The 15,453-nt window shown below is 39.0% G+C and carries 13 protein-coding genes and 1 riboswitch; of the genes, 11 read left to right on the top strand and 2 right to left on the bottom strand.

The genetic code is table 11. The features are described from left to right. The first annotated feature begins 93 nt into the window (after positions 1 to 93). The 7 genes from GVV22_RS06670 (at position 94) to GVV22_RS06640 (ending at position 7,614) form a co-directional block, all read left to right on the top strand. A complete protein-coding gene (locus GVV22_RS06670) occupies positions 94 to 1,215 on the top strand; it encodes a M20/M25/M40 family metallo-hydrolase (protein WP_159649358.1) in 1,122 nt (373 codons plus the stop codon). Next, positions 1,208 to 2,047, top strand: coding sequence for a YitT family protein (locus GVV22_RS06665; RefSeq protein ID WP_159649357.1), 840 nt, complete (start codon positions 1,208 to 1,210; stop codon positions 2,045 to 2,047). The genes GVV22_RS06670 and GVV22_RS06665 overlap by 8 nt, the downstream gene beginning before the upstream one ends. A gap of 8 nt (positions 2,048 to 2,055) precedes the next feature. Next, on the top strand, positions 2,056 to 3,207 hold the full coding sequence (locus GVV22_RS06660; protein WP_159649356.1) for a hypothetical protein: 1,152 nt from the start codon (positions 2,056 to 2,058) through the stop codon (positions 3,205 to 3,207). 240 nt (positions 3,208 to 3,447) lie between these two features. After that, on the top strand, positions 3,448 to 4,794 hold the full coding sequence (locus GVV22_RS06655; RefSeq protein WP_159649355.1) for a GHKL domain-containing protein: 1,347 nt from the start codon (positions 3,448 to 3,450) through the stop codon (positions 4,792 to 4,794). A 27-nt stretch (positions 4,795 to 4,821) separates the two neighbouring features. Further along, positions 4,822 to 4,923, top strand: a riboswitch (purine riboswitch). Between the two features lie 67 nt (positions 4,924 to 4,990). Further along, on the top strand, positions 4,991 to 6,367 hold the full coding sequence (locus GVV22_RS06650) for an NCS2 family permease (RefSeq protein WP_159649354.1): 1,377 nt from the start codon (positions 4,991 to 4,993) through the stop codon (positions 6,365 to 6,367). A gap of 14 nt (positions 6,368 to 6,381) precedes the next feature. Further along, positions 6,382 to 6,954: a phosphoribosyltransferase family protein gene (locus tag GVV22_RS06645; protein WP_159649353.1), complete on the top strand. Its 573-nt coding sequence runs from the start codon at positions 6,382 to 6,384 to the stop codon at positions 6,952 to 6,954. Between the two features lie 54 nt (positions 6,955 to 7,008). Next, on the top strand, positions 7,009 to 7,614 hold the full coding sequence (locus tag GVV22_RS06640; RefSeq protein WP_159649352.1) for an SIMPL domain-containing protein: 606 nt from the start codon (positions 7,009 to 7,011) through the stop codon (positions 7,612 to 7,614). A 43-nt stretch (positions 7,615 to 7,657) separates the two neighbouring features. On the opposite strand, the gene GVV22_RS06635 is transcribed toward GVV22_RS06640, so the two are convergent. Continuing rightward, entirely contained in the window at positions 7,658 to 9,472 is a 1,815-nt protein-coding gene (locus GVV22_RS06635; RefSeq protein ID WP_159649351.1) for an ABC transporter ATP-binding protein, read from the bottom strand. Then, positions 9,465 to 11,210: an ABC transporter ATP-binding protein gene (locus GVV22_RS06630; protein WP_159649350.1), complete on the bottom strand. Its 1,746-nt coding sequence runs from the start codon at positions 11,208 to 11,210 to the stop codon at positions 9,465 to 9,467. Before GVV22_RS06630 ends, GVV22_RS06635 begins: the two co-directional genes overlap by 8 nt. A 419-nt stretch (positions 11,211 to 11,629) precedes the next feature. Between GVV22_RS06630 and sdaAB the strand changes: the two genes are divergently transcribed. From sdaAB to GVV22_RS06610, 4 genes are all read left to right on the top strand, one after another. Further along, entirely contained in the window at positions 11,630 to 12,307 is a 678-nt protein-coding gene (gene sdaAB / locus GVV22_RS06625) for an L-serine ammonia-lyase, iron-sulfur-dependent subunit beta (protein ID WP_159649349.1), read from the top strand. Then, positions 12,307 to 13,188, top strand: coding sequence for an L-serine ammonia-lyase, iron-sulfur-dependent, subunit alpha (gene sdaAA / locus GVV22_RS06620; protein WP_159649348.1), 882 nt, complete (start codon positions 12,307 to 12,309; stop codon positions 13,186 to 13,188). The genes sdaAB and sdaAA overlap by 1 nt, the downstream gene beginning before the upstream one ends. A 178-nt stretch (positions 13,189 to 13,366) precedes the next feature. Further along, complete coding sequence (locus GVV22_RS06615; RefSeq protein ID WP_159649347.1) at positions 13,367 to 14,086, top strand: LytR/AlgR family response regulator transcription factor; 720 nt, start codon at positions 13,367 to 13,369, stop codon at positions 14,084 to 14,086. A gap of 11 nt (positions 14,087 to 14,097) precedes the next feature. Further along, positions 14,098 to 15,414, top strand: a complete 1,317-nt coding sequence (locus GVV22_RS06610; protein WP_159649346.1) for a sensor histidine kinase — start codon at positions 14,098 to 14,100, stop codon at positions 15,412 to 15,414. The last annotated feature ends 39 nt before the right edge of the window (positions 15,415 to 15,453 follow it).

The raw sequence follows: 15,453 nt of genomic DNA, 5'->3' as shown, positions 1-15,453 counted from the left end.
TGGCGATGCAATTTTTGATGACGAAGTTTCTTCATTGATTGTTAATATTTTAAAGTAGTACTGTAAAACGACACAAAAAGGAGCATAAATAGTATGAATTCACGAATTACGCAAATGTTATGCGAGATGGTCCGCATTGACTCGGAGTCTGGAGATGAGAGAATCTTTCATAATTACTTAAAGACAACATTTACCAATCTCGGATTGAAATGTATCGAGGATGCATCACTAAAAAAAACAGGATTGGGAGCAAATAACCTCATCTTCATTTTAGAAGGGGATAAAACGCAAGAGCCACTATTTTTTTCTAGTCACAGTGATACGGTGAAACCTGGTAAAGGTATCGAGCCTGTGATCGTTGATGGTGTGGTGTATTCCAAAGGGGAGACAATCTTAGGTGCAGATGATAAAGCGGGCATCGCAATCATGCTTGAAGTTATACATCGCCTTAAAGAAGCTGCAACGTTACATCCAACTTTAGAGTTTGTGATTACCCCTGGAGAAGAAATTGGATTGATCGGCGCGCAAGCATTGGATATGTCATCAATTCGTTCGCGTTTTGGGATTGTCCTAGACAGTGCAGGGCCTGTAGGAGCTATGACTTTGGCAAGTCCCACGTTATCAACATATACCCTCGAAATCGAAGGTAAAGCGGCACATGCGGGTTTAGAACCAGAGCAGGGTATCAGTGCGTTGGAGGTTTTAGCTAAGATTATGGCGAATCTTCCGCATGGCCGTATAAACAGTGAAACTACATCTAATTTTGGAACAGTAGAAGGTGGTGTCGCAAGTAATGTTGTTGCAGACGCGGCAGTCTTGACAGGTGAAATTCGTTCAATAAACTTTGACCAATTTGAAGGAATTCGCCAGATTTACCGCAACACTATTGATACAACGTCAAAAATTTACGGCACGACTGTTCGCTTTGAAGAAGAAATCAAGTGTTATGGTTACCGTTTTGATCAACATGATGCGGACGTTGAACGAGTGACTCGTGCAATGATGAAAGCAGGCATTACGCCTCGCTATGAAGTTAGTGGTGGTGGAAGTGATGCGAATGTTTTTAATCAAAAAGGAAAGAAAGCAATCAATATTTCAATTGGTTATGAAGAAATTCATACCGTTAACGAATATATTCCAATTGCTGCAATGGAAGAAGCGGTTGATGTCTGCCTTGCATTGATTGAGTCATCCTCAGAGGTTAAGCATGTTTAAAACATTAAATCATTATTTTCAAATAATCGTAGGTGTTGCACTTGTTTCGTTTGCAATTAATCAGTTTCTAGCGCCTCATGATATTGCAGCAGGGGGAGCGAGTGGGATTGCTATTCTTCTCTATCATGTTATGGATTGGGAAATATCACGAACTGTCTTAACGATTAATGTCATTATGTTGATTTCAGCATTTCTACTCTTGGGAACCAAAGTATTTCTCAAATCATTATTTGGAAGTATGTTGCTTCCGTTTATGCTGTATTGGATCCCAGTTCAAATGCTTGTTGAAGATCGCTTTCTTGCGGTCATAAGTGGCAGTGTTATCTTTGCGTGTGGGGTTGCATTGCTCTATCGAAATCAGGCTTCAAGTGGTGGCACAACCATTCCACCACTTATCATGAAAAAATATTTTGGCATTGACAAATCAATAGGTCTTCTCATGAGTGACTTAATAATTGTTGTCGCGTCATTGTTTGTATTTGGAATGGACTCCTTTGTACTGGCGGTTATTTCAATTGTCATCACAATGATGTGTATGAACTATCTGAGCACAGGGTTTAATCAAAAAATATCTATGGAAATTATTAGTGTTTCACATCATCGAGATATTTTGAATACCTTACGGAATCTTAAAACGCGGGGTTTGAGCGTTTTTCCGGTGCATGGTGGGCATATGCTTGAACGTCGACAGATGATTCTAATTGTAATGAAACGTAGTGAATATTTGGATTACTACGATTTAATTCACAGTATTGACCCCCAAGCATTCATGATTGTTCAAAATGTCAAAGATGTCCACGGAAATGGATTTACATACACAAGTATTGTATAGGAGAAACTATGAGTTCATTATTATCAATTACCATTATTATGCTAATTTGGACAGTCAGTGATTTTGTATCGAAAAAAACAAAATCACTTGTCTCTTCATTATTGGTTGCTAGTTTAATTTTCTTAGTTGGGTTTAAAAGTGAATTGTTGCCCCCAACTATTTTACAAGATTCGTCTCTACTCGCTTTAGGGACTACGATTCTAGGTTTCATTATCATTCATATTGGAACGATGATTCGCCTCGCAGAATTTAAGCGCCACTGGCGGACGGTCGTCATCGGAGTAAGTGCAACACTCGGGATTGTGGGTGCACTCGTGTTGGGTGCACCATTGCTTGGCTCTCTTAACTATTCAATTGCCGCTGCAGCAGGTGTCACTGGGGGTACAATATCGGTTATTTTGGCACAGGATGCAGCTCTGAAGTTTGGGTTAACATCGGTAGCCGTATTGCCAGTTTTAATTACAGCGTTCCAAGGTATTATTGGATTTCCTTTAACGTCTCTAATTCTAAAACGAGAGGCACAGCGGATTAAACGAGAAGACGATTACCACGCCATCATCGAAACATCAGATGACAACACGAAAACGATATTACCAGAATCACTTCAAACAACTGCGGGGACGCTTTTTATAGTTGGATGTGTCATGTTGGTTGCGACAGCTCTCAGCCAACTAACTAATGGAGTGATTAACGAGTTTGTGATTGCACTGGTACTGGGAGTGCTACTTTGTGAACTTGGCATCTTAAAACGCAATATTCTTGAAGGGATTGATGCCTATGGCTTAATGATGCTATCGATTATGATTATTATCTTTGGCCCTCTGGGAACTATTTCAGTTCATGATCTTATGGATCTTGCTTTACCACTAGTGCTCTCATTCGTGATTGGGGTAAGTGGAGGATCCCTCGCTGCATTATTCGTAGGAAAACTATTAGGATACAGTGCTTCAATATCTATTGCAATCGGTTTAACATCACTCTTTGGCTTTCCTGGAACTATGATTCTCAGTCAAGAAGCAGCACGAAGTGTTGGAGCTAACGACTTAGAAATTGAAAAAATTCAAGCAGAAATTATGCCGAAGATGATCATAGCTGGATTCTCTACGGTAACAATAACTTCAGTGCTTGTCGTAGGTCTTTTAGTATCGTTCATTCACTAGACGTAACATGAATAATAAATTTACAACTATGTATTAGATTTTAATCAGAAGTTCACATGAGTTTTTAAGATTCGTACGATTATATCTTCGAATAATGAATTTATAGGACACTAAAATTAAGGTCTAGGACAATAATAATCAAGCGGATTTGTAGCAAGGTAGTATGTATAAAGAGATTTGCATACATCCTTAATGTTAAGCGAATGACCTGCATAGCAACAGAGAAAGGAAACAAAAATCATGATTATACTGCTATCAATTATTGCGATCCTCAGTATCTATGCTTGGATACAGATTGCATCAAAAATTTTCTCGCGAAATTACCACTTTAAACTGATTGATTTTCTACTGCTCATTGCGTATACTTTGATTTTTGTTTATGTTGATTCTCTAGATTTGGTACGTTCAAGTCCGATTCTGATGGCTTTATGTCTTCTCGCTTTGATGCGTATAATGTTTTCGACTTCCTGGATAGATATTTTGACTTCTGTATTTATTGTTGTCATTGGTTTTTTCTTAATTCGAGGATTTTATGCATCACTTTTTGCGATACTCTCTGATGTCACAACACATGATGTTCTAGTAAACGCCAAATTAAGGTGGATTGTATTCATTTTGACCTATTTAACGATTGATGGATTAGTCGTTAAGATGCTTTCAACCAATGAGATAATCAAAAATCTGAAAACATTGTTTCGAAATCGCATGAAAGTAAAGCATATTCTGCGCATTGAAATCATAATGCTCATCTACATTTTAATAATAAATAATGGACGGTTCTTGGACATTGATGTTCGATGGTTTAATGTTGTGTATCTCACGTCATGTTTCTTCATCTTTGTTATCATGTTTGTGGCTTGGAAGGATGCGGTGCGAAGTGCGTCTCTATTTGAGACAGAGCGGTATACAAAGAAGGTTGAAGATCAGCTGAAGTTACAAATTGAACATTATGAATCATACAGCCAACTGATGGACGATTTTCGAAAGTTTAAGCATGATTACCGTTCAATATTGGATAATGTCAATCATCTCATTGCGATGAATGAATTTAGTACTGCACAGTCAATTATTGATCAAACAAATGAAACATTTGCAGATGCAGAATCCCACGAGAGCTATTCACAAAGCTATCTGTTAGATTCAATCATTAAAGGTTTTGAGCAACGATGTAACGACGAGAATATTAAGTATCATCTTGATATTCAACTTCCAAGTACTTTTATACTTTCGGAGTTGGATATGTTACGTGTTATTACCAATTTGACCAACAATGCTATTGAAGCATCACTTCGAATTGATAATCCAGAAGAAAGACTTATTACAATTGAAACCAATGTTCATCGAGAGTGCCTCTCGTTGCGTATCATCAACAACTATGACGTTGCCCCACGATTCAAGTACGGAAAATACCAAAGTACTAAAGAACAACCGGACATTCACGGTATTGGACTTCAAATTGTTAAGGATATCATTGACTCTGTGGATGGTGTTTTCAATATTCAAGTCGATGAACGTAAGAAAACATTTCAGAACACAATTATTTTGCATTATAAACACACTGACAAAGACTTAAAACAAGCGGTTTAGCGTTGACAGTCTTGGGGTACAGTGTTACCATATCGCTATGAAAACTACCATATAATTCTGGAAATAAGGTCCGGAAGTCTCTACTCATGACCCGTAAAGTCGTGTACTATGGCAATAGTTTCAAAAGCGGTTTTTTTTTGTACCTTTTGATGCTACTGCCTGTTGGCAGTTTTTTTGTATTCAAAAGGAGGAGACTATGAAAACATGGTTGAATACGTATTTTAAGATTGAGGAATCAGGATCTACGATTAAACGAGAGTTTGCTGGTGGTCTTACAGCATTCTTATCAATGTCGTATGTAATCTTTGTAAATCCAATTATTCTTGGAAATGCTGGAATGCCTCAGGACGCTGTTTTTATGGCTACAATATTATCATCTGCAATTGCAATGTTAATTATGGGCCTTTATGCGCGCTTTCCTTTGGGTCTTGCCCCATGTATGTCAATGAATGCATTCTTTGCATTTAGTGTTGTGTTGGGTATGGGAATGGCATGGGAAGTTGCTCTTGCGGCAGTTCTTGTGTCATCAGTATTGTTTATTATGCTCTCATTTTCAGGCATTCGTGCAAAAATCATTAAAGGTATTCCGTTGCCAATCAAGCAAGCTGGTAACGTTGGATTGGGTTTATTTATTGCCTTTGTAAGTTTTAAAAATGCAGGAATTATTGTGCCTGATGCTAGTATGTTTATCACTTTCGGTGGATTCAACAATCCCAATGTTGTGATTGCTATCGTTGGCGTCTTAACAGCTGCATTTTTCTTAGTTAAAAAGAACCAATATGCTGTGTTCTTTGGCATGATTGGGGCAGCAGTGTGTGGACTCTTGATTCGCTTTGGCTATGACATGGGGTGGATTTCAATGGCATCTGAAGTCGCTGCAACATTACCGCAATTGCCATCAGGAAGTCCGATTGTTGTGCCTTTTGGACCCATGCAGTCGATGATCGATAATACATTGTTTGTCGGATTTAAAAATTTAGGGGAACTTTTAAATCCACAAGCAATCGTTGTCGTATTAACATTCTTGTTCTTAGATTTCTTTGGAACCGCTACAACACTATCTGCCGCAGCATCACAGATTCCCGATTTACCTGCTGAAGCATTTGAAAACAACCATCGTATTTATGTTGCCGATGCAGTTGGAACGTTTATCGGTGGTGTACTGGGAACATCGAATCTATCAACCTATATTGAATCGGTTTCGGGAATTATTAATGGTGCCCGTACAGGCTTAATGGCTGTTGTCACGGCATGTTTGTTCTTGTTGTCAGTCTTTATTTATCCATTACTTTCATTAGTAACGGCAGCAGTAACGACGCCTGCAATGGTTGTGATTGGAATCTTCATGATGCAAAACATCGTAAATATCGATTGGCATGGGGGTTATGAAGTGATTGTACCCTCATTCATCACAATTGTTATGATGCCATTGACCGGTTCAATTGCATTAGGATTAACGATGGGATTTGTTTCTTATGAACTCTGCATGATTTTTGCAGGACGTCATAAAGAATTAGGTTGGATTATGCATGGTATTACTTTAGTCTCACTTGCATATATGTTTACACTTTAGAAAGAGGAAAAGATATGGAATTGTTGAAGCAACGAATTAGAGAAGCAGGAATTGCGCGTACCGAGGAAATATTAGATGTGAGTACATTTTTCAATGCTCAAGTTGATGCAACATTAATGCAGGCCATTGGTCAGGATTTTGCCGATTACTTTGCAAATCATGAATTTGATGCATTTGTTACAGTGGAAAGTTCAGGGATTGCCCCATCAGTTTTTGCAAGTCTAGCAGCGCAAAAGCCACTTGTTATTATTAAGAAATCACAAAAATTATTGGATGATCCGCGTTACATTCAACAAGAATCTTTTTCATTTACCAAAGGAAATGCATATCATCTCACAACGCAGCTTGATTTTATTAAAGGAAAGCGTATTATTCTCATTGACGATTTTCTGGCACAGGGAAGCGTTGTAACAAACGTTGAAACGCTGTTAAACAAAGCGGATGCGACCTTAGTTGCAACTGGAATATGTATCTCTAAAGATTATCAACCTGGATTCCAAAAACTATCTGCAGCGGGTAAAGATGTCTATTGTCAAGTGCATGTGACGGGGTTGAACCCAGAGACAAATGCAATCCATATTAAATAGAGAGTTCATTATTAATCTAAAAAAGCGTATAATAACCCTATAAGAGGTGAAACGATGACACGATTATTAGAAGTAGTAGGACGTGGTTCTTTAAAAGCAGAGCCTGATATGATGCGTTTTAATTATGAATTGGTTCAGGATGCTCCATCCTATGGTGAAGCATTTGATAAGTTATCGAAACAATTTGATGCTTTGGTAAAGGTTTTTAAAACAGTTGGGTTTAATGTCTCACTCATTCAGACATCATCCATTAATGTTTCAATCATTCACGAAACGGACGTTCAAAAGAAAAAATTTAGAGGCAATCAGAGTCTAGTTTTTGAAGATCGCATCAATCTTGCGAAAATGTCCAAACTTTTGGATGGACTCCGTTCGGAAGATGACTTTAATTTTTCACTTTCGTATTTCATCAAAGATGCGACTAAGTATACAAACGATGCTCTAATACTTGCGATTAACGATGCGCATGATAAATCGAAAGTTATCGCAGAGAGTGCGGGTGTGCGTCTGGGTTCTATTACCAATATTGTTTACGAAAGTGATTCGCAAAATAACCCTTCATTGCTGCGTGCATATGCCTTTGATCGCGGTGGATCAAACATTCATGCAACCAATATCACGATCGAGCAATCCGTTACCATGTCCTGGGAAATAAAATAGCACAAAAAAAGCAAGCGACGTGAATCGCTTGCTTTTCGTTTCTTTAAGCAATGGCAAATTGACTGTGGTATAAGTCTGCATAAATACCACCCAACGCCAAGAGTGTATCATGATTTCCACTTTCAATAATATTACCCTTATTCATAACGAGAATAATATCTGCATTTCGGATTGTCGATAAGCGGTGTGCAATCACAAAGCTTGTACGATTTTCCATCAGAGCATTGAGCGCTTTCTGGATTTTTTGTTCCGTTATGGTATCAATATTTGAAGTTGCTTCGTCAAGAATCATGACGGCTGGGTTTGCTAGTGCAGCCCGGGCAATTGTAAGAAGTTGTTGTTGTCCTTGAGAAACAATAGCGGCATCACTGGAAATGATGGTGTCATATCCTTGTGGCATTTGCATGATGAAGTCGTGACTTTGTGCGAGTTTCGCTGCTTCAATAATTGCTTCGCGCGAGGCATCTTTGCGTCCATAGGCAATGTTATCAGCAACAGTACCTTCAAATAACCACGTATCTTGTAACACCATTCCAAACATATTCCGAACGTCAGTTCGCGTCATTGCTTGAGTATCAATGCCATCAAAAGAAATCTCACCACTGTTAATATCGTAGAAACGCATCAACAAGTTAACAAGCGTCGTCTTACCGGCACCAGTAGGTCCCACAATCGCAACGGTTTGTTTTGCTTTCACATCAAACGTAACGTCAGTCATAAGAAGGTGGTCGGGACCATAACCAAACGATACATTTTTAAATGAAATGTCGCCTTTAGGGTGTGTTAGTTTTGGCGTTTCATGGTCATGTTCAATCTCATCTTCTATAGCCGTAATATCATATACACGTTCGAGTGACGCAAGCGCTGCTTGAAATGAGTTAATAATAAATGACGCTTCTGTAATCGGTTCAGATACTTGGGAAACGTATTGGAGATATGCTTGAAGGATACCCACACTGAGGGATCCACGAATTGCAAAATATCCTCCAATGACAGCACTCGCAATGAATGCAAGTTGATTGAGAAAACGTACGGCCGGATAAATCGCATAGTTTAAGAACATTGCTTTTAGATGTGCTTTTTCATGTGTTGCATTTGACGTGATGACTGCATCCATCGCATGGTCCTGTTTGTTATACGATTTTAAAATAACATTACCAGTGAAGTATTCTTCAACAAGACTATTAAAATCCGCTAGGGAACTAAAGTTTTCCAAGAAGGATCGTTGACTCTTGATGGAAATGACATACGTAACCAGTCCACTAAAAAGAATTAATGCAAAAATCAGTAAGGTTAGTGAGCTTGCAATTTGCGTCATCACAATTAAACCAATAATTATATTGAAAAAGGATGATATGAATTGGTTGAAGCCAACGACTAAAATTTCAGCAACCCGCTCAATATCAACAGAAACACGACTTAAGATTTCACCGACTTTAACGTCATCGTAGAAACGTAAGGGAAGTGTCGTCATTTTATCAGTGATTACTTTGCGTAAAAAAGTACCGGCATCTTCACTGACTGATGCCATAATTCGTTCTTGAATAAACGAAAATAAAAATGAAAAACCAGATGCAATAATAAGCCAGATTAAGGGTTGCATGATGACTGCTTCAATATTTTCGATTGAAAGACTTTGAGTGCTGATTAGGTTGGCAACCGCATCAATAGCAAGTCCCATTATCCAAGGGATAACTGTATAGGTGATACTTCCGAGTAATGCAACGATCAAGACAAGTGCGATTTTGCCTTTCCAATGAAGCAATAACTGGATAAAGAGACGGAACGCATGCTTCATGTTTGAAGGTTGCTCTTGTTTCAAAGTGGGTGTTAGTCTTGATTTTTTTCGTTTAAACATGGTCTGTTTCCTCCTGTTCATCAAAGATATGTTGTGATTCTGCAAATTGTCGGTAAACTGGACTTGTTTGCATGAGAGATGCATGGGTACCGATACCGACGATGCGTCCTTGATCCATGACAATAATTTGATCGGCGTTCATAATTGTACTTACACGTTGTGCAATAATTAAGTAGGTCGCTTCTGGCATATCTGTTTTTAGAGCTTGACGTAAAATTGCATCTGTTTTGTAGTCGAGTGCTGAGAAACTGTCATCGAAAACATACAAGTCAGCATCCTTGTAAAGCGCACGCGCAATACTGATGCGCTGTTTTTGTCCACCGGAGAAGTTCATTCCTCCACGGACAACTTCGGAGTGGTACGAAGCATCTAAAGATTCGATAAAAGCAGCTGCTTGCGCGGTTCGTGCTGCTTGACGCATTGCTTCGTTACTCCCGTTGGGTTTGTGGAATTTAATATTCTCTTGAACGGTACCGCTGAATAAGAACGATTTCTGCGGAATATAGCTAATTGAATCGCGTAGATCGTGTTGGGAAAGATCACGGATATCTGTATCTTGGAACATGACACGCCCGTTGGTTGTATCATGGAATCTCATAATGAGTTTCGCAATCGTACTTTTACCAGATCCTGTAGCACCGATAATCGCAGTTGTTTGTCCTTTAGGAATGTAAAAACTAACATCAACCAAAGCATCACCATCTTCGCCTTCATAGCCAAAGAAGACATGTTCGAAGCGGACGATATCATCACTTGCATGGGAGAGTTTATGGACGGTCTTAATATCCTGAACACTTGGCTCAATCGCAATCAAGGCATCAACACGTTGTAAGGCAGCGAGTGCACGTGGAATCATCACAATCACAAGCGCAGCCATAATCAGTGTTAAAATCGTAAGTGTTGTATATTCAATAACTGCAGTTACTTCACCTAATTGGAGGGTGCCATTTGGAACATCGATAAGTCCAAACCATAATATCGCAACCATGGATAAACCTAAGAGGGCATACGCAATCGGCGATAAATAGGCAAAGAGGCGGTTGATCTTAATCATATTTTCAGCATGTTCTTCAAATGTTTTATCGGTTCGTTTTTGTTCATATTCTGAGTTATCAAATGCACGAATAATACGCACACCGACAAAAAATTCTCTTAAAACAAGAATCATGCGATCCAAATAATACTGAATTGCATTCATGTATGGAACTGCACGTTTTGTGACAATGATAGCGGCTCCCAAGAATACAAGGATACTCATTAATGCGACGAGACCAAGAGTTGGTGAAATCATGTATGACATGATGACACATACGATACCAATTAAGGGTCCAGGAAGAATCATTTGGAATAGCATTACCACTACTTGTTGGATGTTCACCACATCGGAGGTGATACGAGAGACAAGTGATGAGGTTCCATAATCTTCGACATCTTTGACCGATAGGACTTGAACTTTTTTGAAGACTTGTAGGCGTAAGTCTGTTCCAAAGCGGGTTGCAATCACAGATGAGTAGTAACTACATGCTACTGCGGCGATAACGCCGATAATTGCGACGAATAACATTTCTAGTCCCAATGAATAGATGGTATTGAGGTTGTTTGCTAGGATACCGTCATCCACAATATGAGCAACAAGATATGGGATATATAATGTCGCGGTGAGTTGGACTAAAAGTAAGAATAAAGTCCCTAAAATAAGACTTAGATTTTGACGTATAAATTGCTTTACTAATTTCATAAATACTCCTTCTGTTTGATAAATTAAAAGGACGTCACGGCTGCTTCTTCGTATGGCCTACGAAGCATCGATAACGTCCTTGAGTTGTCCGGCGAAAACTCTTAGGGAATTTGGGTGCCATGCAAAATAAAAGAACGTCTTGAATGCTTCTTCGTATGGCCTACGAAGCATCAATAACGTCCTTGAGTTATCCGGCGAAAACTCTTAGGGATTTTGCTCACTCGATAATAGCACACCCATAATTTATTGGCAAGAAAAAGCACTGAAGATTTTAAAAAAAGTTTGATATTTTGTTTCTTTTAGGGGCATTTCGCGTGATGGTTGCAGAATATATAAAGCCCTTACAGTCTAAGCAAAATATGAAAGTTAATATACTTATAGATAATAATCAATGATACAATATGAAAAGAGGTGAGACCATGTCCAAACAAGATTATACGTCAGTATTTGATATTATCGGTCCGGTTATGACGGGGCCAAGTAGTTCCCATACAGCTGGTGCCGCTCGCATCGGTAAAATAGCGCGAGAAGTTTTTGGGGAGACGCCAGAGTCCGTAAATGTCTATCTATATGAGTCGTTTGCGAAAACCTACCGTGGACACGGCACAGATGTCGCAATCGCGGGTGGAATCTTAGGGATGAATGCAGATGATGAAAAACTGCACGAGTCATTGCTAATTGCTCAAGCACACGGTGTTGCGATACAATTTATTCCCCTTGCAGAGGACGTACACCATCCGAATACCGCCAAACTTGTGATGCGTGCTCGCGATAAAAAAATGACCATTGTGGGTGCATCCATTGGTGGTGGAAGTGTTAAAATCACAAATATTAACGATATTCCAGTTGATATCAATGGTGGTACCCCCACAATTCTAATTTTCCACCAAGATTTACCAGGTCTTATCGCGCGTGTGGCTACAATTTTATCTGATTTGGAAATTAATATCAGTACGATGAAAGTGGATCGAGATTCCAAAGGGAATAATGCTTATATGGTTATTGAACTTGATCAAGAAGAATTGCACACATCGCTTGATGCAATTCGCGAAATTCCATATATCAAAAGTGTGACATATATTGGGAGGAACATTTAATGTTTGAGTCGATAGAGGCGTTGATTCATCAAGCCGAGAAAGTGGGTTCGATTGCGGAAGCTGTCATCCTTGCGGAAATTGAGAATTCAGGAAAAAGTCGCGATGCAATCACAAGCCTTATGGGAAAACAACTGGATGTAATGCTACGTTCTGTTGCACAAGGGATTCAAGGCGTACAATCCAAAACAGGACTAACTGGAGGAGATGCATTGAAACTTGACACTTATCTTGAATCTCACGAAACGATATGTGGACCAACTGTAGTACGGGCCGTAGCAGGTGCGGTAGCGACGAATGAGGTCAATGCAGCCATGGGGCGTATTTGCGCAACACCGACAGCGGGTAGTGCTGGCGTTGCACCAGGAGTGCTTAGTGCCCTTATTGAGCGTTATTCCCTTACCCGTGAACAACAAATAAATTTCTTGTTTGTTGCAGGTGGATTTGGTTTGGTTGTTGCAAATAACGCATCGATTGCTGGTGCAACCGGAGGGTGCCAAGCAGAGATAGGGAGTGCATCTGCAATGGCGTCGGCAGCCACTGTCGAGATTTTAGGGGGCAGTCCTCAAGCGGCGGAACAAGCATTTGCAATGACCATCAAAAACATGCTCGGACTTATTTGTGATCCGGTTGCAGGACTTGTCGAAGTTCCTTGTGTTAAAAGAAATGCACTCGGTGCCGCACAAGCTCTCGTTTCAGCAGATATGGCTCTTGCTGGTGTGCGAAGCGCCATTCCAAGTGATGAGGTTGTCGCCACGATGTATAAAGTTGGAAAAGCCTTACCACGTGCGTTCCGTGAAACGGGTGAGGGTGGTTTGGCCGATACGCCAACGGGTAGACGGTTTGAACATCAAATATTTAATAATGATGATACACTTTTATAAGAAATTCATATAATACTTACTTTGCACATAAAATGTGCAAAGTTTCTTTTTTTTATACAAACAACGTTCATTTTTTGAACACGAAGATAATTTAGAGGCATCACACTTCATAAATACAATTAACAATATTGTGAAATCTTAACATTTGAGATACTATACTTACATAGAGGTGGGGCCAATGATAACGATATTCTTATGTGATGATGATGCGTCAATACGTACGCATTACCAAGAACTCCTGCAAGAAATTGCATCCAAACATCAACTTTATATTTCGATAACAACTTTTGATTCTGCTGAAGAACTCTTTTTTATGCTTGAAGATATTAAAATTTTACCGGATATTGTTTACCTTGATATTCAAATGGGCGCGATGAATGGTTTAGAAGCAGCTGCAAAATTACGCGAAATGGGTGTACAAGCAGAAATCATTTTCTTATCAAACTTGAAAGAATATGTTTTCGATTCGTTTGATGTCATGCCCGCAAATTACTTACTAAAGTATGCGACCACAAATGATCGCTTTGAAGCTGTATTTCTAAAAACTATCGAGAATCTCACCATCACCCGCGAGCAACTTTTCCGTTATGATATTAAAGGTTTATCACACACGTTGATTATTTCAGACATCATGTATCTAGAGGTTAAGAAACGGATCATCATTATCAAAACACGGCAAGGTCAGCATATTGAATTTTACAGTACAATAACAGATGTCGAGAAACAAATTCAAGGCAGTCCACTGGTTCGTGTCCAACGCTCGTTTATCGTGAATATGACGTACATTAAAACATTTGGGAAAAGTGAAATCGAACTTCTCGATGGCAGTTTAGTTCCTGTGGGCCGAACGTATCAAAACGTTCTTGAGAATAGATTTGTAGAATTTATTAATCGTTAGGAGGAATTAAAATGATCAGTATTTTCTTGCCTCTTCTTTTGTTTAGTGGGTACTTGTGGATCAAGAATCTGTCCAGAGTATTCGAAAAACGCTTTGATACACAATATCTGGAGTATTTGCTTATTATCGTATATGCCCTAGATTTTTTCTTTGTGGACCAACTTGGTGCTGTGCGTATGAGCACATTTTACTTGCTCATTTATTTACTAATCATGACCTATGCGGTATTTACCATTTCGCACCGAAATCTTCTCACCATATCCCTCTTCCCAATTTTGTTTATTTATACTGTCAGAGGGTGTCTTGCTGCAATCGTTGCGTTTCTTCTCCAAACAACAACCCATGAAATTCTAACTACGACGTCGTGGCGCTGGTCAATTCTAGTCGTGACATATCTTATCTTCAATACCTTTGTATGGATTGGCATGAACAGTGAAAGTACTGTCCAAAAGCAAATTAAACTCTTCCGAAATACCATGAAGACGAAACATGTCTTACGGGTTGAAGTTATTATGCTCTTTTATTTGATGATTATTAATGACGGTCGGTTCTTAATAAATAACGTTTTATGGTTTAATACACTCTATTTATCATCATCCCTTTTTATATTAGTGATTTTGTGTGTGTCATGGACAGATGCTTTACGCGGTGCAGAGTTACTTGAAAATGCACGCTATACGCATAAGATTGAAAATCAACTCAAGATGCAAATCGAACACTACGAAACATACCGAGAATTAATGATTGAATATCAGAAATTTAAACATGACTACAGATCAACCTTACGGACGATAAATACGCTTATTAACTCAAATCAGATTCAAAGTGCCCAAAATCTCATTGATCAAACCAATAATTCTTTTAAGGATACGGTCGCGTTGGACCCGTATTCGCAAAGTCATTTGTTAGATGCAATTATCCGGGATGTGAAAAAAAGATGTACCGAAAATGGAATCCGCTATGATTTGGATTTACACTTACCAGAGTTGTTTCGCTTGTCTGAATTAGATATGCTACGCGTCATCACCAATCTTGTAAATAACGCCATCGAAGCATCACTTCGTATCGAAAATCCAGACGACCGCTATATCGCCGTTTCAAATCATGTAAATAAAAATTGGCTTTCATTAACAATTACGAATAATTACAGTGTGGCACCAATTGAGAAGTATGGTGTCTATCAAAGCACCAAAGAAAATGCTGATATCCATGGTATTGGTTTACAAATTGTTCGTGAAATCATTGAAAATGCCCACGGTATTCTCAAAATTGAGGTCAATGAAGTTCAAAAACAATTTATTGTCACAATTCTTGTTCAATATGAGTAACCTCAGTCATGGGGTTCTTTTTTATTTATGAATGCAGTT

Source organism: Erysipelothrix aquatica, from assembly GCF_009828825.1.
GTDB lineage: Bacteria > Bacillota_I > Bacilli_A > Erysipelotrichales > Erysipelotrichaceae > Erysipelothrix > Erysipelothrix aquatica_A.
The sequence above is the reverse complement of the archived record's forward strand: the minus strand, read 5'-3'. Positions and strand labels throughout refer to the sequence as shown.